The 25,022-nt window shown below is 59.8% G+C and carries 21 protein-coding genes and 1 tRNA gene; 4 read left to right on the top strand and 18 right to left on the bottom strand.

The window, feature by feature from the left end; all coding sequences use genetic code 11:
* The first annotated feature begins 1 nt into the window (after position 1).
* The gene (clpA, locus tag F550_RS0101235) at positions 2-2,329 is read left to right on the top strand and encodes an ATP-dependent Clp protease ATP-binding subunit ClpA (protein ID WP_018146702.1); all 2,328 of its coding nucleotides are present in this window, start codon (positions 2-4) and stop codon (positions 2,327-2,329) included.
* A 295-nt stretch (positions 2,330-2,624) separates the two neighbouring features.
* On the opposite strand, the gene F550_RS0101230 is transcribed toward clpA, so the two are convergent.
* The 7 genes from F550_RS0101230 to F550_RS0101200 form a co-directional block, all read right to left on the bottom strand.
* Complete coding sequence (locus F550_RS0101230) at positions 2,625-3,041, bottom strand: DUF1489 family protein (protein ID WP_018146701.1); 417 nt, start codon at positions 3,039-3,041, stop codon at positions 2,625-2,627.
* 69 nt (positions 3,042-3,110) lie between these two features.
* A complete protein-coding gene (locus tag F550_RS0101225) occupies positions 3,111-5,048 on the bottom strand; it encodes an acetyl/propionyl/methylcrotonyl-CoA carboxylase subunit alpha (RefSeq protein WP_026180481.1) in 1,938 nt (645 codons plus the stop codon).
* Positions 5,014-5,895 carry a DUF817 domain-containing protein gene (locus F550_RS16500; RefSeq protein WP_018146699.1) on the bottom strand — a complete coding sequence of 294 codons (882 nt, stop codon included), beginning with the start codon at positions 5,893-5,895 and terminating at the stop codon, positions 5,014-5,016. The genes F550_RS0101225 and F550_RS16500 overlap by 35 nt, the downstream gene beginning before the upstream one ends.
* A gap of 98 nt (positions 5,896-5,993) precedes the next feature.
* The gene (locus tag F550_RS0101215; protein ID WP_018146698.1) at positions 5,994-6,785 is read right to left on the bottom strand and encodes an enoyl-CoA hydratase-related protein; all 792 of its coding nucleotides are present in this window, start codon (positions 6,783-6,785) and stop codon (positions 5,994-5,996) included.
* Positions 6,786-6,845: 60 nt separating this feature from the next.
* Positions 6,846-7,871 (bottom strand): acyltransferase family protein, encoded by a 1,026-nt coding sequence (locus tag F550_RS0101210; RefSeq protein WP_018146697.1) that lies wholly within the window; start codon positions 7,869-7,871, stop codon positions 6,846-6,848.
* A gap of 140 nt (positions 7,872-8,011) precedes the next feature.
* Complete coding sequence (locus F550_RS16495) at positions 8,012-8,362, bottom strand: EF-hand domain-containing protein (protein ID WP_018146696.1); 351 nt, start codon at positions 8,360-8,362, stop codon at positions 8,012-8,014.
* A gap of 174 nt (positions 8,363-8,536) precedes the next feature.
* Positions 8,537-10,144 carry a carboxyl transferase domain-containing protein gene (locus F550_RS0101200; protein WP_018146695.1) on the bottom strand — a complete coding sequence of 536 codons (1,608 nt, stop codon included), beginning with the start codon at positions 10,142-10,144 and terminating at the stop codon, positions 8,537-8,539.
* 150 nt (positions 10,145-10,294) lie between these two features.
* Here F550_RS0101200 and F550_RS0101195 point away from each other — a divergent pair, with 150 nt between their 5' ends.
* Complete coding sequence (locus F550_RS0101195; RefSeq protein ID WP_018146694.1) at positions 10,295-12,121, top strand: patatin-like phospholipase family protein; 1,827 nt, start codon at positions 10,295-10,297, stop codon at positions 12,119-12,121.
* A 22-nt stretch (positions 12,122-12,143) separates the two neighbouring features.
* Here the strand turns inward: F550_RS0101195 and F550_RS0101190 are convergent, their stop codons facing one another.
* The 5 genes from F550_RS0101190 to egtB all read right to left on the bottom strand — a co-directional run bounded on the left by F550_RS0101190 (position 12,144) and on the right by egtB (position 16,204).
* Positions 12,144-12,977, bottom strand: coding sequence for an aldo/keto reductase (locus tag F550_RS0101190; RefSeq protein WP_018146693.1), 834 nt, complete (start codon positions 12,975-12,977; stop codon positions 12,144-12,146).
* 80 nt (positions 12,978-13,057) lie between these two features.
* Positions 13,058-13,423, bottom strand: a complete 366-nt coding sequence (locus tag F550_RS0101185; protein WP_018146692.1) for an MmcQ/YjbR family DNA-binding protein — start codon at positions 13,421-13,423, stop codon at positions 13,058-13,060.
* Positions 13,420-13,977 carry an arsinothricin resistance N-acetyltransferase ArsN1 family B gene (locus tag F550_RS0101180; protein WP_018146691.1) on the bottom strand — a complete coding sequence of 186 codons (558 nt, stop codon included), beginning with the start codon at positions 13,975-13,977 and terminating at the stop codon, positions 13,420-13,422. The genes F550_RS0101185 and F550_RS0101180 overlap by 4 nt, the downstream gene beginning before the upstream one ends.
* 20 nt (positions 13,978-13,997) lie before the next feature.
* Positions 13,998-14,939 carry an L-histidine N(alpha)-methyltransferase gene (gene egtD, locus F550_RS0101175; RefSeq protein ID WP_156807779.1) on the bottom strand — a complete coding sequence of 314 codons (942 nt, stop codon included), beginning with the start codon at positions 14,937-14,939 and terminating at the stop codon, positions 13,998-14,000.
* Positions 14,936-16,204, bottom strand: coding sequence for an ergothioneine biosynthesis protein EgtB (gene egtB / locus F550_RS0101170; RefSeq protein ID WP_018146689.1), 1,269 nt, complete (start codon positions 16,202-16,204; stop codon positions 14,936-14,938). Before egtB ends, egtD begins: the two co-directional genes overlap by 4 nt.
* 215 nt (positions 16,205-16,419) lie before the next feature.
* Here egtB and F550_RS0101165 point away from each other — a divergent pair, with 215 nt between their 5' ends.
* The gene (locus F550_RS0101165; protein WP_018146688.1) at positions 16,420-18,378 is read left to right on the top strand and encodes a PAS domain-containing hybrid sensor histidine kinase/response regulator; all 1,959 of its coding nucleotides are present in this window, start codon (positions 16,420-16,422) and stop codon (positions 18,376-18,378) included.
* Positions 18,379-18,392: 14 nt separating this feature from the next.
* Here the strand turns inward: F550_RS0101165 and F550_RS0101160 are convergent, their stop codons facing one another.
* From F550_RS0101160 to F550_RS0101145, 4 genes are all read right to left on the bottom strand, one after another.
* Entirely contained in the window at positions 18,393-19,565 is a 1,173-nt protein-coding gene (locus F550_RS0101160) for an isovaleryl-CoA dehydrogenase (RefSeq protein WP_018146687.1), read from the bottom strand.
* A gap of 64 nt (positions 19,566-19,629) precedes the next feature.
* Complete coding sequence (locus F550_RS18295) at positions 19,630-21,237, bottom strand: lysozyme (RefSeq protein ID WP_018146686.1); 1,608 nt, start codon at positions 21,235-21,237, stop codon at positions 19,630-19,632.
* 76 nt (positions 21,238-21,313) lie between these two features.
* Complete coding sequence (gene mgtE, locus F550_RS0101150; RefSeq protein ID WP_018146685.1) at positions 21,314-22,705, bottom strand: magnesium transporter; 1,392 nt, start codon at positions 22,703-22,705, stop codon at positions 21,314-21,316.
* A 56-nt stretch (positions 22,706-22,761) separates the two neighbouring features.
* A tRNA-Leu gene (locus F550_RS0101145) sits at positions 22,762-22,846 on the bottom strand.
* A gap of 82 nt (positions 22,847-22,928) precedes the next feature.
* Between F550_RS0101145 and lipB the strand changes: the two genes are divergently transcribed.
* Complete coding sequence (gene lipB, locus F550_RS0101140; RefSeq protein ID WP_026180480.1) at positions 22,929-23,627, top strand: lipoyl(octanoyl) transferase LipB; 699 nt, start codon at positions 22,929-22,931, stop codon at positions 23,625-23,627.
* Here the strand turns inward: lipB and F550_RS0101135 are convergent.
* Complete coding sequence (locus F550_RS0101135; RefSeq protein ID WP_018146683.1) at positions 23,618-24,403, bottom strand: DUF805 domain-containing protein; 786 nt, start codon at positions 24,401-24,403, stop codon at positions 23,618-23,620. The genes lipB and F550_RS0101135 overlap by 10 nt on opposite strands.
* Positions 24,404-24,481: 78 nt before the next feature.
* The gene (locus F550_RS0101130; RefSeq protein WP_018146682.1) at positions 24,482-25,018 is read right to left on the bottom strand and encodes a DUF805 domain-containing protein; all 537 of its coding nucleotides are present in this window, start codon (positions 25,016-25,018) and stop codon (positions 24,482-24,484) included.
* Positions 25,019-25,022 lie beyond the last annotated feature (4 nt).

Here is a 25,022-nt window from a genome sequence, read left to right as displayed (position 1 = left end):
GATGCCCTCACTGACCGACAGTCTTGAAACTGCCCTGGAAAAAGCGCTGAACCTTGCTGGTGAACGCTCGCACGAATATTCGACGCTTGAGCACCTGCTACTGGCGCTGACCGAGGATACCGACGCAGTAGAAGTGATGACTGCCTGCAAGGTAGACATCGCACAGCTGCGCCAGTCGCTCGCCCAGTATATTGACGATGAACTTTCCAGCCTCATTACCGACAGTCCTGCCACATCCGTGCAGCCGACCGCCGCCTTCCAGCGAGTGGTCCAGCGCGCGATCCTGCACGTTGAAAGCTCTGGGCGCGATGAAGTGTCGGGCGCCAATGTGCTGATCTCGATCTTTTCCGAACGCGAAAGCCATGCCGCCTACTTCCTGCAGGAGCAGGACATGACGCGCTATGACGCGGTCAACTTCGTCTCCCACGGCCTTGCGAAATCGCCGGGCATGTCACGCTCGACGACCCCGCGCGGGTCCGAAGAGACCGAGCACCAGCAGCAGCAAAAGCCGGGGCCCGCCAAGGAAGCCCTCGAAGCTTATTGCGTGAACCTGAATGAGAAGGCCAAGCAGGGCAAGGTTGACCCGCTGATCGGCCGCGACGCTGAGGTCGAACGCTGCATCGAGGTGCTCTGCCGCCGGTCGAAGAACAATCCTGTGCTGGTCGGCGACCCCGGCGTTGGCAAGACCGCCATCGCTGAGGGTCTCGCCAAGAAGATTGTCGACGGCGAAGTTCCTGAAATTCTGGACGATGCCGTGATCTGGTCGCTCGACATGGGCGCCCTGCTGGCCGGTACGCGCTATCGCGGTGACTTCGAGGAGCGCCTGAAGGCGGTCATGAAGGAAATCGCCGAACAGGAAAAAGGCATTCTCTTCATTGATGAGATCCACACCGTTATCGGTGCCGGGGCCACGTCCGGCGGCGCGATGGACGCCTCGAACCTTCTCAAGCCTGCGCTGCAGAGCGGCGAGGTCCGCTGCATGGGCTCGACGACCTTCAAGGAGTACAAGCAGCACTTCGAAAAGGACCGCGCGCTTGCCCGCCGCTTCCGCAAGATTGATGTGGTCGAGCCAAGTGTGCCGGATGCGATCAAGATCCTGACGGGTCTGAAGCCGACGTTCGAAGACTTTCATGGCATCCGTTATACCAATGATGCGATCAAGACGGCGGTCGAGCTTTCTGACCGCTACATCACTGACCGGATGCTGCCGGACAAGGCCATCGACGTGATCGACGAAGCCGGCGCAACGCAGTGGCTTGTGCCTGAGAGCCGCCGCCGCAAGCAGATCGGCACCAAGGAAATCGAAGCGGTGATTGCGAAGATTGCCCGCATTCCCCCCAAACAGGTCACCAAGGACGACGCCGTCGCCCTCAAGAACCTGCAGTCCGATCTCAACCGCGTCGTCTATGGTCAGGACCAGGCGATCGAAGCGCTCTCGTCGGCGATCAAGCTGTCGCGTGCAGGTCTTCGTGAGCCGAACAAGCCAATCGGCTCGTACCTGTTCACTGGCCCGACCGGCGTCGGCAAAACCGAAGTTGCCCGCCAGCTATCGTCCATCATGGGCGTTGAGCTTTTACGCTTCGACATGTCCGAATACATGGAACGTCATACGGTGTCGCGCCTGATCGGTGCGCCTCCGGGCTACGTTGGTTTTGACCAAGGCGGCCTTCTGACTGACGGCGTGATGCAGCATCCCCACTGCGTTCTCCTCCTCGATGAGATCGAGAAGGCGCATATGGATCTGTTCAACATCCTGCTTCAGGTGATGGACAATGGCACGCTTACGGATGCCAACGGCCGCAAGGTCGACTTCCGCAATGTCATCCTCATCATGACCACCAATGCCGGTGCGTCCGATGCGGCGAAAAACTCCATCGGCTTTGGCCGTGGCAAGAAGGAAGACGAGCAGGAAGAGGCGCTCAAACGTCTCTTCACGCCGGAATTCCGCAACCGCCTCGATGCGACGATCACTTTTGGCGGTCTGACACCGGCGATTATCGAGCGTGTGGTTGAGAAGTTCGTGCTTCAGCTCGAAGTGCAGCTTGCAGACCGCAACGTGACGATCGAGCTTTCAGACGAGGCCCGCGACTGGCTCGCAGAGCGCGGCTTCGATGAAGAGTTTGGCGCGCGGCCTCTCTCACGCACCATTCAGGAGCACGTGAAGAAACCGATGGCTGAGGAGCTTCTCTTCGGCAAGCTCGCCAAGGGCGGCGCGGTGAAGATCACGGTCGATGCCGAGGATGAAGAAAAGCTCGCCTTCGAATACATCGAGGACAAGAGCAAGAAGTCGAAGAAGAAAAAGCCCGGCAAGCCCGAGCAGGTCGACTGATCCCTACTGAACTTGACCAGCGGGCGAGCCATTTATGCCTCGTCCGCTGGCATGCCCTAATATCAGCTCCCAAACGCTTATCGTTATTGCGGCTAGCGGCGCACTCTGTAGCCAATTTCTACGGGCGCGTCTTCTAGATCTTCCGATCTGACAGCCCCCCCTTCAGCTGAAGCTGCGGCCGCCGACACGGCGCTCCGACCCATGATTTCGTGTCACAGAAAACGCGGCCGCCGAGGCGCTGAGCGACTAAACTATTGCCCGGCGCGGTCACGCCAAGTTGAGCGTCGCGGCAGATCTACCAGACCATCGCCTCTTTGAGCTTGGCGTGGAGCGCGGGCGGGATATTGTCGGACTTGCCCTTAGATCCGATGTCTGAAGGGGATTCAGCCGGTTTGAGATAGCGCCAGCCCTGAAAGGGACGCTTGGGCGTGGGGTCGACGGTGATCAATTCGGGATCGAGCACAAACTCGCAAGCTTTGCGGCCATTGCGATCAGCGACCACACGAATGTCGGTGAACGGCTGGCGCACCTGTATCAGGCCTTTGATGACCCAGTAGATCGAGCCGCCATCCAGCAGCTCATCAATGCGCTTCGGCACCATGCGGGTGTGGTGCACGGGCTGCTTGTGCGTGCGCATCAGGCGCTTCTGCCACGTTTCCAGATCACCGATATCTTCGGCGCCGACGCAGAGTTTCAGGATGTTCAGGCTCACGTCCTGGAATTTAACGCTGGCGCGGCGCGGGGCCAGTCCCTTCCTGCCATTCCAACAGCAATTCGGTGGCTAGATTTCTTCCAGCTCGACCAGAACAATGCCTTCGGCGACCTGCTCGCCAATCTCAGCTCCGACGGATTTGACGACGCCGTCTCGCGGTGCCTTGAGGCTGTGTTCCATTTTCATGGCTTCCATCACCGCCAGCACCTGATCCTTGGTGACCTCGTCGCCCGCCTTCACGCGCATGTCGATGACCTTGCCCGGCATTGGCGCCGACACCTTGTCACCGCCGGCGAGGGCTTCGGCTTCGGCCTCATAGTCTGGAATATCGACCAGCACCGTGTCGCCGTCCACGGCCACAGCGAACCGTTGCTCGGTGATGGATATAACAGGCCATACCGCCGGAAGGTTTTCGGCGTCAGGCTCGAAATCGCCAATCTCACCATCGAGTTTCAGGCGCATCGAGCGACGCGGCGATGCATTCATCCGCCAGCCGTCGCGCTGATCAAACGGGCCGGTGTCGGCAGGGGTCATCAGCGCGTGCGCGACCAGCCTGCCAGCGGCCTCACGCACATCGCTTTTTGGCTGTGTCAGCGCGTCGATCTCGTCAGCGATCCAGTTCACATGGTGCTCGCCATCGCGGAAGACGCCATGATCAAGGCAACGTTTGAGAAATCCGATATTGCTCGGGATGCCGGCAATGATGCTTTCGCCGAGGCTTTCAGACAGCGCATCAATCGCGCTTTCCCTGTCCCAGCTTTTCACGATCGCCTTTGCGATCATGGAATCGTAGACGGCTGGCACCGTATCTCCAGCGCCGAAGCCCGTATCCAGACGATAAATGGTCGAGTCCTCGTCGAACATGTCCTCTGATGTATTGCCGCGCATTTCCGATAGCCGTTCGACGTCGCCGAGGCTGAACGCATAGAGCCGCCCTGCCCCGGGCCGGAAATTATCGGCGGGGTCTTCGGCGCAGATGCGGGCCTCGATCGCGTGTCCGTAAAGCGGGATATCGCCCTGTTCCAGCGGCAGTTTCTCGCCAGAGGCCACGCGCAATTGCCATTCGACAAGATCGGTGCCGGTGATCAGCTCCGTGACAGGATGCTCGACCTGAAGCCTTGTATTCATCTCGAGGAAAAAGAAGGTGTCGGTGGAAAGCGGTTTGGCGCCATGGACGATGAACTCGACCGTTCCAGCGCCTTCATACCCGACGGCCTTGGCGAGATCGACAGCCGCGCCCGTCATGGCTGCGCGCACATCCTCAGGCATGCCCGGGGCTGGCGCTTCCTCGACCACTTTCTGGCGGCGGCGCTGGAGCGAGCAATCGCGCTCATAGAGGTGGACGCCATTGCCATGGCTGTCGCCGAACACCTGAACCTCGATATGGCGGGGCTGCTCGACCAGTTTTTCGAGCATGACCCGGCCGTCGCCGAATGAGGATTTCGCCTCACGCACGGCGCTTTCAAGCTCTCCGGCAAGGTCGCTTTTCTTCGACACGAGACGAATGCCGCGACCACCGCCACCTGCGACCGCCTTGATCAGGATCGGATAGCCGATCCGCTCGGCTTCGGTTTCAAGCGTCGGGGCGTCCTGCGCCTCGCCGCGATAGCCGGGCAGGACCGGAACGCCGGCATCTTCTGCAATGCGCTTGGCTTCGTCCTTGAGGCCCATGGAGCGAATCGTCTCAGCCTTTGGCCCGACCCAGATCAGGCCTGCCCGGGCGACGCCCTCGGCGAAATCAGCATTTTCTGACAGGAAGCCATAGCCGGGATGTATTCCCTCGGCGCCCGTTTTCCGGGCGGCCTCGATGATGCGGTCGCCCTGAAGGTAGCTCTCTGCGGCCGGCGCAGCGCCGATATGGACAGCTTCGTCAGCCATGGCGACATGGCGCGCATAGACATCGGCATCGGAATAGACGGCAATCGTGCGCACGCCGAGACGTTTGCAGGTCTCGATGATCCGGCAGGCAATTTCACCCCGGTTCGCGATCAGCAGGCTTTTCAGCATCGTGTCCTTTCCGGTGCCGGTGGATCAGGGCCACCAGCACGAAACTTATGATCATCAGCAGGTACCAAGAGCCGAATTTTGCCGGAGAAACAAGTTTCCAGGCTGACTCCTGCCCCGGATAGGTCCAGGCCCGCGCAAGTGTTCCAATATTCTCGGCAAACCAGATAAAAAGTGCAACCAGACCAAATCCGATAACGAGCGGCATCGGCCTGTAAGTCTGATCCGCCCGAAACCAGACGACACACCGTCCATATATCAGGACGGTCGCGACAAACAGGCCAATGCGGATATCGATCATGAAATGGTGCGCGAAGAAATTCACATAGATCGCGGTTGCCAGCAGCGCCTGCAGCCAGAGCGGCGGGAACCGGTCGAACTTGAACTCGAAGATCCGCCAGACGCGCGCAATATAGCTGCCGACAGCGGCGTACATGAACCCTGAGAAAAGCGGTACCCCGGCGATGCGGAGCAGATTCTCTTCCGGATAAATCCAGCTGCCAGCGCCCGTCTTGAATATCTCCATCGCAGTGCCGACGATGTGGAAGGCGAGGATGACCCTCGCCTCTTCAAGGCTTTCGAGACCTGTCGCGATCAGGACGATCTGGATCAGAACCGCGGCAAGGACCAGAAAGTCATACCGGCTGAGAGACGCGCCATCCGGATAGTAGAGATGCGTCAGCAGGATCAGGCCCAGCAGGAGGCCGCCAAAGATACACGCCCAGCCCTGCTTGATGCCAAAGCTCAGAAATTCGAACAGCGCAGACGACCACGCCCCGTGCACCGTTCGGCACCTGAGCGCCTCCCGCTGATCTGTAAGCCAGTCCTGCCACCGCGCGCGTGTCCACATGGTGGGTTATCTCACGGGCAAACTCGGCGCTCACAAGGCAAGCGCGCGGCAATCATCAGGTTCCAGGCGGTCTTTTCGCGGCCGCATGGGCCGGGCGCCTATTCGGCCCAGCTGGCTTTGCGTTTTTCGAGGAAGGCCGAGAGACCCTCCTTTCCCTCATCGCTGGCCCGGCGTGCTGCAATCCGTTTGGCCGTCTCATGGCTGAGCGACTGATCAAACTCCACGGCGGCAAAGTCGAGCACGAGCTTCTTGCTGTCGGCGATTGCACCCGGCGCAGCCTTGCTCGCAAGATCGGCCAGATACTCTTCCATTTCCAGAAGACCCTGATCAGTCTCGACCACGTACTGAACAAGCCCGATACGTTCAGCAAAGGTCGCATCGAAGCTTTCAGCGGACACGAACAGCGCCTTGGCCCAACGCGGGCCGATGGCCGAGATGACGAAAGGGCTGATGGTTGCAGGGGTCAGACCAAGGCGAACCTCCGAGAAGCGGAACTTGGTTTCTTTCATCGCAACAGCGATATCGCAGGCCGCAACCAGACCTGCCCCGCCGCCCATCACCGCGCCATGGACCAGCGCCACCGTCATCTGAGGCAATTCGGCGAGCTTGCGCAGCATTTCAGCCAGCCTGTAGGCGTCTTCCTCATTCTCGTGGCGGGTATAGTCGGCAGCGGCCTTCATCCATTCCAGGTCTGCGCCGGAAGAAAAGCTTGGCCCGTTGCCGCGCAGGATAACCATGCGGACCGTGGTCTGTTCTTCCAGCGTTTCGAGCGCGTCAGTGAGTTCCTCGATCACGATCGCATTGAAGGCGTTGTGCTTGTCCGGGCGGTTCAGCGTGAGGATGGCGATCCCGCCGGGCGTCGCATCAAGTGAAATGGTCTGATAGGCCATGAAAGTCTCCTATGATCTGCAGGAGACGTTAGGCGCGGATCGCGGAATTTGAAATGGCCGTCAGCCGTCCTTTGCAGCCTGCCTGTAATGGCTGTCACGGCGAAGGGCTGGCTTCTCGACCGCCCACCATAGCGCAAAGCTCGCCGCCAGGGTGAGCCCCCCGGCGATAAGGAAGCCGATAGCGAGGCCTGTTGCAGCAAAGAGCCCCATCATGATGAGGGCCTGCAGAATGGGGAAATGTGTAATGTAGAGCCCGTAGCTAATATCGCCGTAGCGCGCGGCGTTGAGAACAGGGCCCGGCGCGAAGGCGACCCAGGCAATGAGGCCTGCAAGTCCGGCCGCACGCAGGGGCTCCAGCAGAGGATGGAGCCAGGAAAACACAAAGATGGCCAGACCCGCCAGCCCGAACATGCCGGGGCGGGTTTTGGCCCGGTCCCAGACTGACCAGAGCGCCATACCGCTCGCAAAGAAGGCCATCTGGCCCGGTAGTTGACGCGCGAGTTCTGGGGTGAGCGTAACGATTGTATCTGACGCACCCGACGACGCGATGATGGGTGGCAGCAAGAGCCGCCAGGCTTCGCCGCCCACATAGAGCAGCACCAAAACAGCCCACCACTCCTTGCCGGCCTTGCGCATAAAGAACGCGATGACCGGCAGGGCCAGATAGAACATCACCTCGATCTTGAGCGTCCAGAGCGCGCCATTGACGGCCTCAAACCGCTGACCCTCAAAAAGTCCAGGCAGGTCCGGGGCGAGGAAGTTCAGGAAAACGAGATTGGCGCCCAGATAGCGCAGGATTCCCGCAATAGCCTCCGGGCCAGCGATAATGAGGCTTGCGAGCGCCGGAAGCAGGATGATCACGACATAGGCCGGATAGAGCCGCCGCACCCGCTTCTCGGCATAATCGCCAAGACCACCAGAGCGCTGAAGAGAGCCGAAGACCAGCGCGCCCGAGACAATGAAAAAGCCTTGTATGGAGAGTTCGGCAAGGTCGCCGAGCGCGAGCTCCAGCGGCGAGCGCGGCGCGATCGCGGTCAGGGCGACGGCATGAAAGATGACGACACCAGACGCGAACAGAAGACGCAAAAGATCAAATCGGTTCGTAGTCAGGGCCTTCTACTCCACACGCGGCAACCGCGTGTCCGGGTGGCACGACTGCCGCAAGCTTGCAAGCAAAAGGGGCCTGCGGCTGCAGGCCCCTCGCTCGATTTCAAGATGGACCGGTACTAGTAGTCTGTGTCCAGCTCAGTATCGGTTTCAATGTCCGTGTCGGCTTCCATGTCGGTTTCGCCCGTCATGTCGCTCGCTTCTTTTTCTTCGGACCACTCGGCCTTGGCATCTTCATACTCGGCCTCACTGATCTCGCCATTATAGTCGGCGTCCACCATGGTGAATTTCTCGGTGGCTTCCTGCGCGGTCACATCACCATCGGCGGTTTTCCAGGTCACGAATTCTTCCTGTGAAATGGTGCCGCTCGTATCGGTATCGACGTCGCCGAAGGCGCTCATTTCACCAGCGGATGCGGCGAAAGTACCAGCTGCTGCGGCACCGGCGAGGATAATTGCAAAGCGTTTCATAACTCACTCCTTGTTTTGCGATCTCTCTCTGAGATGCAGGAAGGAGACGCGCAGCCCCGCTGGCCGGATGCGTGAAAAAGTCGTCATCAAGCTAGCCCAAGGGTCTATACCCAAAAATTCGTCATTTTTATCTGGCACTTGCGACGTTCATTAAGCTTTGGAAAGTCGCGAAAGTTACATTCTGAAGAGGCCAAAGCCGCGCTCGCCTAGCGGAGCGTTCAGCGCAGCAGAGAGCGACAGCGCCAGGACGCGGCGCGTGTCAGCCGGGTCAATGATGCCATCGTCCCAGAGACGCGCTGTGGAGTAGTAAGGGCTGCCTTCAGCCTCATAGGCGTCGCGCACCGGCGCCTTGAAGGCCTCTTCGTCCTCGGCGCTCCATTCCTCCCCGCGCCGCTCCATCCCATCGCGGCGGACTGTTGCCAGCACTGACGCGGCCTGCTCGCCGCCCATCACAGAGATACGGGCGTTCGGCCACATGAACATGAAGCGCGGGCTATAGGCGCGCCCGCACATGCCATAATTGCCAGCCCCGAAACTGCCGCCGGTGACCACCGTCAGCTTTGGCACAGATGCGGTCGCAACCGCCGTCACCATCTTGGCGCCGTCCTTGGCAATGCCGCCGGCTTCATATTTCGAGCCGACCATGAAGCCGGTGATGTTCTGCAGGAAGATAAGCGGTGTGCGGCGCTGGTCGGCCAGCTCAATGAAGTGTGCCGCCTTCTGCGCGCTCTCTGAGAAGAGAATGCCATTATTGGCGAGGATCGCGACCGGCATGCCATAAATATGCGCAAAGCCGCAGACCAGCGTTTCGCCGTAAAGCTGCTTGAACTCATGAAACTCCGACCCGTCAACGACACGGGCGATCACCTCACGCGCGTCATAGGGCTCACGGACATCGCGTGGCACAAGGCCATGAAGCTCGCGCGGATCATAAAGTGGGTCGCGCGGATCGGCATAGCCAACCGTGTCGGGCTTTGGCTGATGCAGCGTGCGGACGATTGAGCGCACGATTGCGAGGGCATGCTCATCGCTCGCCGCATAATGATCCGCCACACCGGACTTGCGGGCATGAACATCTGCCCCGCCAAGATCTTCGGCTGAAATCTCTTCACCCGTGGCAGCCTTCACCAGAGGCGGACCACCGAGGAAGATCGTGCCCTGCTTGCGCACGATGATCGTCTCGTCAGACATGGCCGGGACATAGGCCCCGCCCGCTGTGCACGAACCCATCACCGATGCGATCTGCGGGATGCCCTTCGCGCTCATCTGCGCCTGATTGTAGAAGATGCGGCCGAAGTGCTCACGGTCCGGAAAGACCTCTGCCTGGTGCGGCAGGTTGGCGCCGCCGCTATCGACCAGATAGATACAAGGCAACCGGTTCTGCTCGGCGATTTCCTGCGCGCGCAAATGCTTTTTCACCGTCATCGGAAAATAGGCGCCGCCTTTCACCGTCGCATCATTGCAGACGATCATGCATTCGCGGCCCTCGACCCGGCCAACACCCGTGATGATACCGGCGCCCGGGGCCTCATCATCATACATGCCATTTGCCGCCAGCGCGCCAATTTCCAGGAAGGGCGCGCCGGGGTCCAGAAGGCGTTCAACCCGTTCGCGCGGCAGTAATTTGCCACGCTCTGTATGACGCTGACGGGACCGTTCGGGACCGCCAAGCGCGGCGCCTGCGGTCTTTTCGCTCAGCTCCTCAAGCAGGGCTTCCATGGCCTGCCTGTTCGACGAGAATTTTTCGCCAGATGTATCGAGCGTGGTTTTCAATACGGGCATTGGCCCTCCTGGAGACTGTTTCTTGCAGACCTATCGCCCGTTGCGGGCAATGTCATCCCGCGGCGGTAACAGTGTAGACAATCTTTTCTGTCATAACTTCGCCGAACAAAGACCTTTTCAGAGCCCAAGCGAAGGCACACACTGGGAAAAATGAGTCTCGATATTGCCCCAACCCTGAAATCGATCCCCTTCCTGGGGGACGTGCCGAAACGCGCCCTCAAGGCGGCCGGGCGCGAGGCAAAATGGTTTGCGCTGCCGGCCGGATGGGATCTCTTCAAGGCAGGCGACATCTCGGAATCGATCTATTTCGTATTGTCCGGTTCGCTTGGCGCGTTTCGCACCATGCCAGATGGCCGGTCTGATTTTATCGGGCACATCCGTGCCGGTGAACCGGTCGGCGAAATGGCGCTCTTCGAAGGCGCCATTGACGCAGACGGCGACGGCATTGCTGACAATGCGCCCCATACCAGCTCTGTCTATGCGCTGCGCGATGCGGAGATTCTCGAAATTTCCCGCAAGGGGTTTGAGCGGATCATCAAGGCCGACCCCGACATCCTGACCTCAATGATCCAGATCATGCTGTCGCGCCTTCGTGAAGGCCGAAAGCCGAACAGGCGCAATGCGCCAAAGGTTTTCGCTCTGGTTGCGACCTCGCCGACGATCGACCTCCAGCTACGTGCGGAGGCGCTCCAGAAAGCCCTGAAACGCTTCAACATGTCATGCCGCATCATCGATGAGGCGGAAGGCCGGGACAAGTCGAGCGGCTTCTTCGACGAACTCGAAGCCAATAATGACATTGTCATGCTGGTCACCTCAGTGGGCGACTCCTCATGGTTTCGCCTCTCCACGCGGCAGGCAGACCGCGTGTGGGTCTTCGGTAGGGCCGACGCCCGGCCATCCAACCCGCTCATGCCGTCATACGACTCTCCAGCTCGTTCGCTCCAGCTGGTGGACATCGTGCTTCTTCACCACAGTACAGAGCGGGAAGCGTCGAGCCCGTCAGACTGGCTGGACGCTTCGGGTGCCGCGCGCCTCTTTCACTGGACGGGGGTGGACACAGAAGGCTGTGACCGCCTGGCGCGGGTCATGGCTGGACGATCCATCGGTCTCATACTGTCAGGCGGCGGCGCGCGGGCCTATGCTCATATCGGAGTGATCAAAGCTATTCGTGAAGCGGGTCTGCCGATCGATTTTGCCGGCGGCGCCTCCATGGGCGCGGTGGTTGCCGCTTGTGTCGCTATGGGCTGGCCGGACGAAGAGATCGAGCACCGCATCCGCAAGGCGTTCGTCGAGTCCAACCCCCTGGGGGACTATAACCTGCCGGTGATCGCCATGGTGAAGGGCAAGCGGGTGAACCGGCGGCTGGAAGAGCACTTTGGTGATGTAGATATCGGTGATCTCAGCATTCCGTTCTTTGCCGTCTCGACCAATCTGACAGATGGTACGTACCGCGTTCACCGGCGAGGCAATTTACGAACCGCACTTCGAGCGACAATTTCGCTCCCCGGTATTCTGCCACCGGTGGTGCACGATGGCGAAGTCCTGGTCGATGGCGCGGTGCTCAATAATTTTCCAACCGATGTCATGCGAGAGCTCCATCGCGGCGTCGTGATCGGCTCTGATGTCGCCCGCGCACCCGAGGGGCTGAATGCAGAGGATTTCGTCAGTCCGCCAAACTTTTTCCAATGGGTCTGGCGGCACGGTTTCTCGTCTGCGCCGCCGATCGCGGGCCTGCTGATGCGGTCAGCCACGCTGAGCGTAAACCCGACGGCTGGCAGGGATCTCGTCGACACGCTCATCCTGCCAGAGTTGCGCGACATCGAACTTCGCGACTGGACAGCCTATGAAGAAGCTGTGGAAGCTGGTTACAACGCCGCGCAAAAAGCCCTGGCTGGCGGGTCCCTTCACGAGTTCTGCTATGGATCGGGCGGGCCCGTCGGAGCCAGCCAGCGCGGCGTCAAACTCGCAAAAGTCTGACCGCACCAGCCAGCGACAAGACCTAGGCTGCGCTGTCCCATTCCGGGGCCCAGCTCGGATCGATCAGACGCTTATTGTTCGCCTTGAGCGCAGTAATGCGGCCCATTTCGTCAGCCGAAAGTTCGAAGTCGTGAACGTCATTATTCTGACGAAGGTGCTCGGGCGACGATGAACGCGGAATGGTGATGACGCCGGGCTGCTGGGTAAACCAGCGGATCGTCACCTGCGCAGGTGTCTTGCCATGCGCTTCGCCAATTTCCTTTAGAACATCGCTGTCAAAAACCTGCCCCTGCGCGAGCGGCGAATAGGAGGTGACTGACGTCCCGATGGCATGGGCTGCTTCCAGGACCGGGGTCTGGTCGATGAAGGGGTGGTACTCGACCTGATTTGTCAGGATCGGCGCTTTGGAAAGCTTCACCGCCTCACCCAGCTGATCCACGGTAAAGTTCGACACGCCAATATGCTTGGTAAGGCCCTTCTCGCGGACCTCGTTCAAGGCACCCAGTGTTTCGTCCAGAGGAACATCCTTGCTCGGCCAGTGAAGGAGGATGAGATCGGCATAGTCCGTGCCGAGCTTTGAGACACTCTTCTCGACGGATTTCTGAAGGTCGCCGTCCTTGAACTCGGACAGCCAGACCTTGGTCGTTACCCAGAGGTCCTCACGCGGTAGCTGCGCGTCCTTGATGCCGCGGCCAACATCCTTCTCATTCTCATAGGCCTGCGCGGTGTCGATCATGCGGTAGCCAGACTCGATGGCCTTCGCCACGCACTCCTGCGCCGTTTCTTTCTTCAGCTTCCAGGTGCCAAAACCAATGGCAGGGATTTCGACGCCGAAATGCTTTGTGGTGAGGGTCATGCTCTCGTCCTTCCGTCTCGTTCAAAAAATCTATGGAAAATGCAACGGGACGTCGGTGGCCAAGTTCCGTTATCGACTGGTCAGGACTGGTTCAATCCGAGCTCTCTTTGCAGCTTTTTCGTGAGCCCACGCGAGACGAGCCGGTAGCTTTCGCGCAGGTAGTCTCGCAAGGCATCGTCATCGACCGCCTCATCTGAAAACCGCTGGATCCACTTCATTCCGCGCGAGGCGAGATGTGGCGCACCCTGACAGCCAGGCTGTTCTTTCAGAATATCAAAGGCAAGCTCTGACACTTTGAAACTACAGCGAAAATCGCTGTCGCTATTTCCCCCTGCGATCGCGAAGACCTTGCCGCCAATCTTCCAGACATGGCTGCCGCCCCACTGAACGACGTGAGTCGTGTGAGGCAGGTAGGCGCAGAAATCATTGTACTCGGCGAGGGTCATGCTGGCCCGCCTCGCTCCAGCAGGTCGGCGAAGGCAAGGGGCGGGTCGGGATGTGACGTCGGAGCCGCCAGCGGCCGGCGCCACCATCCAACATCCCGCCAGCCGCCCAGCTTGTAACCGACCTCGCGATAGGTCCCCAGGTGTTCGAAGCCAAGCGCCTCATGAAATCCAATGCTCGGGTCGTTCGGCAGGGCAATCCCCGCAAAGGCGGAAACAAAGCCCTGTTGCTCCAGCAAAACGAGGAGCCTGGCATAGAGAGCCCGGGCGACGCCTGACCGGCGCACATGGTTGGCCGTGTAGATGGTGACGTCGCAGGACCATTGATAGGCGGCGCGCGAGCGGTGTGCCGACGCGTTCGCATAGGCGATGACCGCGCCCGCTTCTGCCGCAATCAGCCAGGGGTGTGTCTCCAGCGTCGACGAGATACGCTGGGCCATCTGATCGCCATCAGGAGGGTCGGTTTCGAAGGAGATGGTCGTATCCAGCACCAAGGGGCGATAGATATCCGCCACAGCAGGCCCGTCCTTCGCCGTCGCGATGCGGATATCGATCAATTCCCCTCCCCTTCGCGTCCTCAGCTGGCTTCCAGTAACAGGACCGCGAACAGTCCGTCCTCATCCTTCCAGGTCCGCTTCAGCGTCCATCCGCAGCCCGCCGCCATCGCCTCGAATCGATCGAGCGCGATCTTGCGGGAGTTCTCGGTGTGGATCGTCTCACCCTGTTCGAAATCGAACACCTCCCCGGCCACGCGCACGCGCTGACGCTTCAGGCTTCTCAGGTGCATCTCGATCCGGCTGTCCTCGGCGTTCCATCGTGCCTCGTGCTCGAACGCGCCCGGATCGAAATCACCTTTGAGTTCGCGGTTGATGCGGGTCAGGAGGTTCAGATTGAAGGCCGCTGTCACGCCTTGTGCATCGTCATAGGCCGGAATGAGAATGTCGGGTGACTTCGGCTGGTCGACGCCGATGATGAAACAGGATGTATCGCCGAGATCGCTGCGGACATTCGACAGGAAGCGCTTGATCTCCGCGTCTGACAGGTTGCCAACCGTCGAGCCTGGAAAGAAGCCGACATTGCGTCCGGGCGTCTCGGGCAGCGCCTCGCCGAGATTGTTGGCCATGAAGTCCGACGCAATCGGGTCGACGATCAGCTCCGGATAGTCTTCATTGAGCCCCTCCGCCGCCGCATGAAGATGGCTGGCAGAGATGTCGACCGGCACGAAGGCGCGAGGACGATCAAGCGCGTCGAGCAGGATGCGGACCTTCAGCAGCGAACCGGCGCCATACTCGATGATGACCGCGTGCGGGCCGATCGCCTCAGCCATCTCGCCTGCCTTGTTGCGCAGGATCTTCAGCTCGGTGCGGGTGGGGTAATACTCCGGAAGCTCGGTGATCTCGTCGAACAGGGCCGACCCCTTCTCGTCATACAGCCACCGGCTGGGGAGCGACTTTGGCTTCCGCGACAGGCCGGAAATCACGTCGTTTCGAAACGGGTCTGACCCTTCACCGTCCATCATGCATCTCTCGCCAGTCTGACGCCGCAGAACTGCCAGCGCTTATCGGGGTGGAAAAAGTTTCTATAGGTTGCTCGGACATGGTCAGGCGGGGTTACGCAGGAGCCACCCCGCAGCACCATCTGGCCGCTCATGAACTTGCCATTGTACTCACCGACCGCGCCGTCTGGTGCCTGAAAGCCCGGATAGGGAAGAAAAGCGCTTCGCGTCCATTCCCAGACATCGCCGAACATACCAGCAAGACCGGCATCGCTCTGGAGGCCGGGACTGAGACGGCCCGTTCCAGCGTCATTGCCATCCGTGCCGATGCCGCGCGCGGCAATTTCCCATTCGGCCTCGCTCGGCAGACGGGCGCCAACCCAGCTCGCATAGGCATCTGCTTCGTAATAGCTGACATGGCAGACAGGTGCTTCAGGGTCGACGGGCTGCGCCCCGCGAAGCGTCATCGTCCACCACGCGCCGTCGTGCTTGTACCAATAGAGCGGCGCTTGCCAGCCCTTGGACTGAACGCAGGCCCATCCGTCGGAGAGCCAGTGCCTTGGCGCGCTGTAGCCGCCGTCTTCGATAAAAGCGATCCACTCGCGATTGGTGACCGCCCGGCCTGCAAGTTCGAACGGCTCAAGATACTGTCTGTGCCGTGGCCCCTCGCAATCATAGTGAAAGCCATCGCCATCATGACCGATCTCGACCAGGCCGCCGTCAAAGCGATGCCAGTCGAGCGCCTTGGCTGTCCCGTTCAGTAGCCGCGGCTCTGACGGACGGTAGGCGGGCTTGAGCGGGTTCTGGCTGAAGAGGTGAAGGATGTCGGTGAGGAACAGCTCCTGATGCTGCTGCTCGTGATGGATGCCGAGGGTGACAAGCTCTGAAACCTCCGGCGACGGCGGGTCAGACAGGAGTTTTTCTACACCGGCATCGACATGTGCACGGTACGCCATCACATGCTCAAGCGATGGACGGGTCAGCATGCCGCGTCTCGGGCGCGGATGACGATCCCCGATCGCGTCATAATACGAGTTGAACACATACTCAAAGTCAGCGTCGAATTCTTCATAGCCGCCAAGATGCGGTTTCAGGATAAAGCACTCGACGAACCATGTGACGTGCGCCAGATGCCATTTTGCCGGGCTCGCATCTTCCATCGACTGCACGGTGGCATCGGCGTCGGACAGGGGAAACGCTAACGCCCGCGAATAGGCGCGCATGTCGAGATACTGGCTGAGAAGCTGTTGCCCGCTGTCTTGTGCACCGGGCTGGCTTTCTGAAAGCATGTGGCGTCCTTTGTTGCCGCTTCATGACCTCGTCATAGAACGAATAACTATGACGGAGGTTCGCGACGACAATATGTCAGGAGGTCCCTGTGCTCGAAAAGGCCCCTCCAATCAGCGGAAACTGCAATAGCTGCAACAGGTTGATCAATCCAATATTAAGCATAGAGCGTCAAAACTTACGCAGAAGTAATGCCCCATAATGGAGTGATGTGCTGATGCGTGCGAGCCTCTTTGACAAACTGCCGATACTGGTCTGCGAGACGGCTCCTGTCAGGGACGATGCCGGGAATATTGTCGATCTGGAGTGGATCGACGCCAATGAAATGATGAACGCATCGATCTTCCCAGACGGGGGAAGCGTCGTCGGCATGCGTATATTCGAGTTCGACCCTGCTTATCGCGGCTCCGAAATGGTCAAGGCGGTGCTCGAATGCATCGAGACGGGCAAGCCCGGCACACTGCTGACCAGCCAAGGGCGCGCGGCAAAAATGCTCAGCAAGGTCCTCAAGACCAGCCTCATCCCGACCGAACGCGGCGTGCTTTGTTGTTCTCACGAAATCACCGACATCGCCAAGGAGCGCGACGAAGCGATAACCCGCGCTGAATTGCTGCGGCTTGCCTGCGACAAGGCTCTGCACGGAATCGCGATTGCCGATCATGAAGGGCGCCTTCTTTACATGAACGAGGCGCTTGAGGCTTTGACGGAGCGCTCGTTCAGCGAATTTGAGGGCGAGCATATCGACCTGTTGATGGGGCCTGGCCAGGCGATCCGATGCGAAGAGCTTCAGCGCAAGATGGCAAGCGGCGGCGTCTTTAAGCACACCTCGGACAGCGAAATTCTGACCTCCACCGGAGAGCGGATAGGCGTCTCTATCGCACTGAACACAGCTTTCCTGCCGGGCGAGACGACACCGATCTTCATTACGCACATTCAGGATGTGCGCGAGGAACGCCGCACAGCACATGAGTTGCGCGATGCCCTTCAGAGGGCCGAACAGGCAACGCGCATGAAGTCAGAATTCCTCGCCAATATGAGCCACGAGATCCGGACCCCGCTGAACGGCGTGCTTGGCATGGCGCAGACGCTGGCCGTGGCAGACCTCACCCCCGTCCAGAGCGAGCAGGTCTCGATCATTCTGGATTCAGGCCGCGCCCTGATGGTGCTGCTCAACGATATTCTCGACCTCTCCAAGATCGAAGCGGGCAAACTGGAAATTGCGCCTGTTGCGAGCGACCTTCGCCACAAACTCAGTAGCCTGTTCAAGCTCCATGAAAGTCTCGCGAACGAAAAGGGCATCAAGCTCACCCTCTTTGTTCATCCGGACGTGCCGTCGAGCCTGATTTTCGACCCGGTCCGGCTGCGCCAGTGTATCGGCAATCTTCTCTCGAACGCGATCAAATTCACCGCTGAAGGCGAAGTGATGATTGTTGTTTCCAGTGCGCCCGGCACAGACCCTGAAACCAAACGCGTGACGATCCATGTGTCAGATACGGGGTGCGGCATTGCCCCCGACAAACAACAGAAAATCTTCGACAGTTTTTCTCAGGAAGATGGCTCCACCACGCGCCAGTTCGGCGGGACAGGTCTCGGCCTCTCCATAACGCGCAAGCTGGCGCAAATGATGGGCGGCGACGTTTCTGTGGTTAGCGAGCAGGGGCGCGGCTCAGTGTTCACGCTGGAATTCGTGGCCCAGGACATCTCTTCACCTCATGGGTCCGGCACCACCAAGGCCGTACAGATCAGAGAGCCGAAACCCCGCACCAGCCTTTCAGACTGCCGCGCGCTTGTTGTGGACGACAACGCCATCAACCGCCGTGTCGCCAATACTTTCCTCGATCAATACGATGTAGAAGTCACACTGGCTGCCGACGGCAATGAAGCGCTGGAGAAACTTTCCCAGCAGCCATTCGACATCGTGCTCATGGACATTCACATGCCCGGCCTCGACGGCGCAGAGGCCTTTCGTCGCCTCCGCATGTCGTCCAGTGCGAACCGGTTGATCCCGGTGCTGGCACTGACGGCGGACTGTATGGCCGGCGACCGCGAACGGTATCTGGACATGGGTTTTGACGGCTATGTGTCTAAACCCATCGACGAGCGCTCGCTCATCTCCGCCATGGGTCAGGTTCTGAGCATCCAGACGTCAGATGCTCGCTTGCGGGCCGTGATCTAGCTGCCAGGTCGCACTCAAGCCGTTTCGTTGAAAAGCTCTCGTCCGATCAGCCAGCGGCGGATTTCTGACGTGCCGGCGCCGATCTCGTAGAGCTTTGCATCGCGCAGGAGACGGCCGGTCGGGTACTCATTGATATAGCCATTGCCGCCAAGTAGCTGGATTGCATCGAGCGCGAGCTTCGTGGCCATCTCAGCAGCATAAAGGATCGCGCCAGCCGCATCCTTGCGGGCTGTCTCGCCGCGGTCGCAGGCTTTGGCGACGGTGTAGACATAGGCCTTGGCGGCATTCATCTGCACATACATGTCAGCCAACTTGCCCTGAACGAGCTGAAACTCGCCGATGGATTGGCCGAACTGCTTGCGATCGTGAACGTAGGGAAGAACGACATCCATACAGGCCTGCATGATGCCGGTCGGGCCGGCCGCCAGCACGGCGCGCTCATAGTCGAGACCGCTCATCAAGACTTCGACGCCGCCGTTCAGCGGGCCCATGATGTTTTCTTCGGGAACTTCGCAGTCCTGAAAGACGAGCTCGCCTGTCTCGGACCCTCGCATGCCCAGTTTGTCGAGCTTCTGGGCCACTGAAAAGCCCTTCATGCCGCGCTCAATGATGAAGGCGGTGATGCCCCGAGACTTCTTGTCAGGCTCTGTCTTGGCGTAGACGATCAGCGTGTCGGCATCGGGTGAATTGGTGATCCACATTTTCGAGCCGTTGAGAATATAGCGGTCGCCCTTTTTCTCGGCCTTGAGCTTCATCGAGACGACATCGGAGCCAGCGCCGCCCTCGGACATGGCAAGGCCGCCAAGATGTTCACCGGTGACCAGCTTCTCGAGATAGCGCTTTTTCTGTTCGTCCGTGCCCCAGCGGCGAAGCTGGTTTACGCAGAGGTTCGAATGCGCCCCGTAAGAAAGGCCCACAGAGGCAGATGCGCGCGAGATTTCTTCCATGGCGACGACGTGTTCGAGATAGCCGAGGCCGCTGCCGCCCCACTCTTCCTCAACCGTGATGCCGAGCAGGCCAAGCTCACCCATTTTGGGCAGCAGCTGGCGCGGAAAGACATCCGTGCGGTCAATTTCAGCAGCAATAGGGGCAACATGGTCGGCGGCAAAACTTTTCACCGTATCGCGGATCATGTCGGCGGTTTCGCCAAGATCGAAGTTCAGCGTGGGATATGTGTTCGGGATCATAGGCCTGATTTAGCCATGATTGCCCTGAATGCCAATGCGGCGAATGCCTTCGTGCGCGGTCGGCCTATTTTTTACCCGGGAACAGCGCTTTGAAGCAGTAATAGGCCATCACGACGAAGACGAGGCCGCCAAGCAGCATCAGGAAAGGTGGCAGATACGCCATCATGTCGGCTTGCGCAGGCCGCTCCATACCGAACCAGCCAAACTCGCTCGCGCCGCCATAAGTAAAGAGGCCGGCACCGACGAGCGCAAGGACGCCGAAGAGGAGGGTCTCGAGCGGACCTTCCTTTTTCTCTTCATCATCGTCGCGGCCTTCCGACAGCCAGACATCCGACGGGCGCAGGTCATCTATAAGAATGCGGCCGCGCTCATCCTTCGTTTCACCTTCTTCGATCTCGTCCAGGTCGTCGAGCGTCAGAGGATCATTTTCGACGTCGAAGTCGTCGCTCTTGAGCGAATGGGCGCTGGCAGCCTTGTCGCTCTCATCGCTTTCTGCTGCTGCGTCGGCAGCAACGGCTTCTTTTGCAACAGGCGTTTCTACGATTTCAGCGTCCTGCGCCAGATCGTCTTCTGAAGGCTCGTTTGTGTCGTCCTGAGCCGCGGCAGAAACGTCGCTTTCATCCTCGTCAGCATCAGTTGCGTCGTCTGTCTCAGTCTCTTCTGACGCCTCTGCTTGTGCGGCTGCCGGAACAAGCAGGTCGAACGGTGACGGACGCTCTTCATCTTTCTGAGCGACCGGCGCTTCTTCAGCGTCATTATCAGCGCTCATTGTGAAGACGGCATCATCCTTTGCAGATGTGTCGCTTTCCGTATCACTATCGATCTCGGTCTCGGGCTCAGCGACAGGGTCGGCCGCAGCTTCCGCCTCGGCATCTTCGGCCAGGTCTTCTTCCGGCGCGGTGTTCACAGCAAGCGCTGAAACGGCGGCGCGGATATCGTCGACGCTTTTTTCGCCATCTTCCGTCGCATCATCGAGATCTGTTGCGAGCTCGGCCGCATATGCCTCTTCGTCGCTTTGGTCTTCACCGAGAATGCGGGTCAGCCGGTCCTTGACGTGACGCGCGGCCGCTTCGGTGGAAATCTCTTCGTCGACCTGGTCATTCGCTGGATAGCCGGGCGACTGGAAAGCCGCCATCTGCGCCTGCTTGCGATAGCGGTCTGTCTCTTCGATATCGACCAGCGGACGGAAGCGGCTGCTGGAGGCATGCGGGACGGGGCCGTCGGTTTTCAGGAACAGCGCTTTTTCGTCTGCGCGGCGGCGCACGAGCGGATCTACCACCATGTCGCGCTGGCCAACGCGGGCCTTGCGCCAGCTTTCCATCGCCCAGGCGGCTTTCAGCTTATTGTTGGCGTTGATGCTGGCAAGGACGTCTGACGATTCAAATTGGGACAGACCAATATTGAAGGCAAAGGACACAAGCGCGTCGAATTCGTTCTGCGTTACCGGCACGAGCAAGAGCTCGTTCAGCGCCTCTTCGATGGGCGGCAGGTCAAATTCGGACAGGATCGCCTGTGCTTCGGCCTCTGTGATCGTCAGTCCCTCGCGGGCGGCCTTGGTATGTCCATAGCCAATGACCCAGCGACCATCAGCCAGCTTCCGGGAGTCGGATCTGAATCCCTCATATGCCTTGATGAGTTCCAGGCCAGCGTCTGATGTTCGAAGTTCTGACACAGTAAAATGCTCCAAACCGGTACAATTGAACGTGTCGCTGCAAATCACAGGCCGCTCATGCCAACCGCCCTGCGCCTCAGACGAGGAAGACTGTCGCCAGACCCAGGAAACTGAAGAACGCCATAATGTCCGTCAGTGTCAGTACGAAGACCGATGAGGCCACAGCCGGGTCCGCGCCGACCCGCTTCAGCGTCAGAGGCACAACGATACCTGAGAACCCTGCCCAGATGAAAGTGGCAAACATCGCAACGGCGATGATCAGGCTGAGCTGCGGGTCCTGAAACCAGGCAAACGCGATCACGGCTACGCCAAACGCAAAGATCACGCCATTGGCAAGGCCCGTCAGCGTTTCCCTGAGGATCGCGCGGCGTCCGGCATCCCCTTCCATTTCGCGCTCTGCGATGGCGCGCACGGCGACCGCGAGGCCCTGGCTGCCGGCATTGCCGCCAAGGGCTGCGACCACTGGCATCAGGATGGCCAACTGCACGATCTGGTCGAGTGTGCCTTCGAAGAGCGAAATGATGCCCGATGCGATGAAGGCGGTGAAAAGGTTCACTGCCAGCCACGGCGCGCGCGATTTCACCGAATCGAGCACCGTGTCAGAGCCATCGGCCGCGTTGACGCCCGAGAGGGCGAGAAGGTCTTCGGTGTTTTCTTCCTGGATAACGTCGACCACATCATCGACCGTCAGCATCCCCAGCAGGCGGCCGACATCATCTGTGACGGGCGCAGAGGCCAAGGAGTATTTCTGGAATTGATAGGCGGCGTCTTCCTGGTCCATGTCGACCGTGATGCCGGACTGAACCTCCTGCATGATATCGGAAAGGTTCACGTCGCGCGCCGAGCGCAGCAGGGTCGCCAGTGGAACTTCACCTTTCAGCCTGTGCGCGGGGTCGATGACGTAGACCTCGAAAAACTCGGCAGGCAGATCGTCGGCATTGTCGCGGGCATGGTCGATCGTATGGCCGACAGTCCAGAACTCAGGCGCGGCGAAGTACTCGCGCTGCATGAGCCGGCCAGCGGTCTCTTCCTCATAGGCAAAGCCCTGTTCCAGCGACGCGCGGTCTTCCGGCGCAAGCTCTTCCAGGATGCGTTCACGGCGCGCATCTTCAAGGTCTTCGAGGATCGTCGTGACATCATCGGAATCGAGCTCGCCCAGAACAGCGGCCACCGCCTCATCAGGCAGGACTTCGACGGCTTCTTCACGGTACTCGTCGCGAAGCTCAATGATGACATTCGTGGGCAGCTGACCACCGAGCAGGTCCACGCAGGCCGAGAAATCGTCGCTGGATAATTGCTCGAGAAGGTCTGCCGCGTCAGCGGGGTGCAGGCGCCCCAAAAGCCGTGACAGCCAGCGTGTATCGCGATCCCACACTGCTTCGCGCACATCCTGGACATAGTCCATATGCGCTTCGCGGGAATTGTCTTCGAACGATTCAGGCTGATTGGTCTGCGGCAGGTCGGACATGAGGCCCCTCCTTTGTTACGGACGGGAAAATCGCCCGACTGCCTGCTTCCCAGGGATGGTGCGGCCGAGAGGACTCGAACCTCCACGAATTGCTTCACAGCGACCTCAACGCTGCGCGTCTACCAGTTCCGCCACGGCCGCACGTATCCCTGCGGGAAGTCCGCGCGGTATAAGTGCGCAGGAAGGCTTTGTGAAGCCCTGCTTGCACCTCTATATGCGCGAAATGACAGATTTTTCTGCAGTTGAATGGGCCGTCAGCGATATGCCGGTCGACTATGAAGCCGCCCTCGCCTTCATGGAGCGCCGGGTGCGCGCCATCAGAGACGAAAATGCGCCCGAACTTGTCTGGCTGCTGGAGCATCCCCCGCTCTATACTGCCGGCACCAGCGCCAGGCCGGATGACCTCAAGGACCCGGCGCGATTCCCTGTTTTCGAGGCAAGCCGCGGCGGCCAGTACACCTATCACGGGCCCGGCCAGCGGGTCGCCTATGTGATGCTGGACGTCTCGATGCGCGGCAAGGATGTGCGCGACTTCGTAGCCAGGCTCGAAGCCTGGGTCATCGCCGCGCTCGACGCGTTCAATGTAAAGGGTGAGATACGCTGCGGACGGGTTGGCGTCTGGGTCGACCGCACGGCCCCGGGCGGCAAGCTGCGAGAAGACAAGATCGCCGCCATTGGCCTCCGCCTGAAACGCTGGGTGAGCTTCCATGGCATCAGCCTGAACGTCGAGCCGGATCTATCTCACTTCGACGGGATCACACCGTGCGGTATCAGCGATGAGGGGCTTGGTGTAACCAGCCTCGTCGATCTCGGCCTGCCGGTCGCGATGACCGATGCAGATGTGGCGCTGAAGAAAGCGTTCTCTGAAATTTTCCTGTCAGAGCTGGTCAATGTGCCCGCGCCGCTGCGCGATCAGGTCTGATAGACCCTGGACGGGCGTCCGGCAGCCTCTTCGCTACCGGGATAGGCGCCAAAGAAGGGTACCCGCGCGACCCACATCAGGCTCCAGATAGCGATCAGCGCGCTGAGCGGGATCACGACCATCTGGATGGTCGGGGCCGCAGCCTTGAGCACATAGCCAGTCTTCGGTGGCAGCGGCTCATCGAAATTAATACCGCCTTGACCCCCGGGAGGTCCGCCGCGCCCACGACCGCGCGCCTCGCCGTTGTCCTCGGCTTCGGCTTCGGCTTCGGCACGCTCTCGCTCTGCGCGCTGTTTTTCACGGAAGGCGTCCGGATCCGAGAGATAGTCCTGCCTCATCTCGAATCTCTTGTCATACTCGGCCGCCGTGGACATGGCGGTCGTCACGAACAGAGCCATGCCGATAAGCAGCGGGACCAAGGGGATGATTGCCCAGAGCGGCGACTTGTTGGCGTCGTTGAGGCGCCGCGAATGGATCACGTAGGACATCAGCGTCGTCACGATAAAGACCACCGGCGTCATGTACGTCCCGATCGTCGAGGCCGTGCTGCCGTCGCCGCCAGCAGTACTCAGAACGAGCGCGATCGTGAAGGGAATGACAATCACGACGACCTGCAGCGTAAAGAGTAGCGTCCAGGCGCGTGTGAAATGCAAACGCGGCGCCATGCCGGTCGGGTCAAACAGGGTCTCGGCCCAGTTCATCTTCTCGGGTAGTTCGCGCTCATCTGTCAGCCAGGGGCGTTTGGGATCGAGCGAAGGGACGGTCGTATCTGACATTCGGGAGGACTTTCACGTCTTATCGAAAAACGGTTATAGCCACAAAATCGAATTTATCAATAAACGATAAAATAAATATCAGTTGAACTCTTCCGGAAGACCGGTTGGTGGCCCGTGCTGGTTCTTGTTGGGGTCGCTCCGCAATGATCCGACGACCAGAGCTGCCAGGACCGCATTTGCGACATAGGAAAAAATGATCAGCGGGAAGAGCATGTCGACGAGACGGCGCGAAGCCTGCGTCAGCTGGGCCTCGTCCGCACTCGCCCAGCTTTCCATCATCGCCTCAAGGAGTGCGGTTCCCTGATCGCCAAGGAAGAGACCGCCAAAGAGGCCGAACAGAAGCACGAAAACGAAGAATTTGGCGATCCAGACCGCCATGATCCACCAGCCGGTGGTGCCCGCATCGTGAAACCGTTTCGCGAAGACGCAGATATTGGCATAAACAAGCGCCAGGGTAAGCGCCATCGAGAATATGCCGAGCACACCGGCCATCGCCGCCGCCAGCTTAATCTCGACCCCACGCTTGATCACGGCGACCACGGTCAGCACGACCACGCCCTGCCAGAAACGCCGTTTAGCGATCCGCCCTTTTGGATTGAAAAGAAGATCTTTCATCGTT

The sequence above is a fragment of the Henriciella marina DSM 19595 genome, from assembly GCF_000376805.1.
GTDB classification, from domain to species: domain Bacteria; phylum Pseudomonadota; class Alphaproteobacteria; order Caulobacterales; family Hyphomonadaceae; genus Henriciella; species Henriciella marina.
The sequence above is the reverse complement of the archived record's forward strand: the minus strand, read 5'-3'. Positions and strand labels throughout refer to the sequence as shown.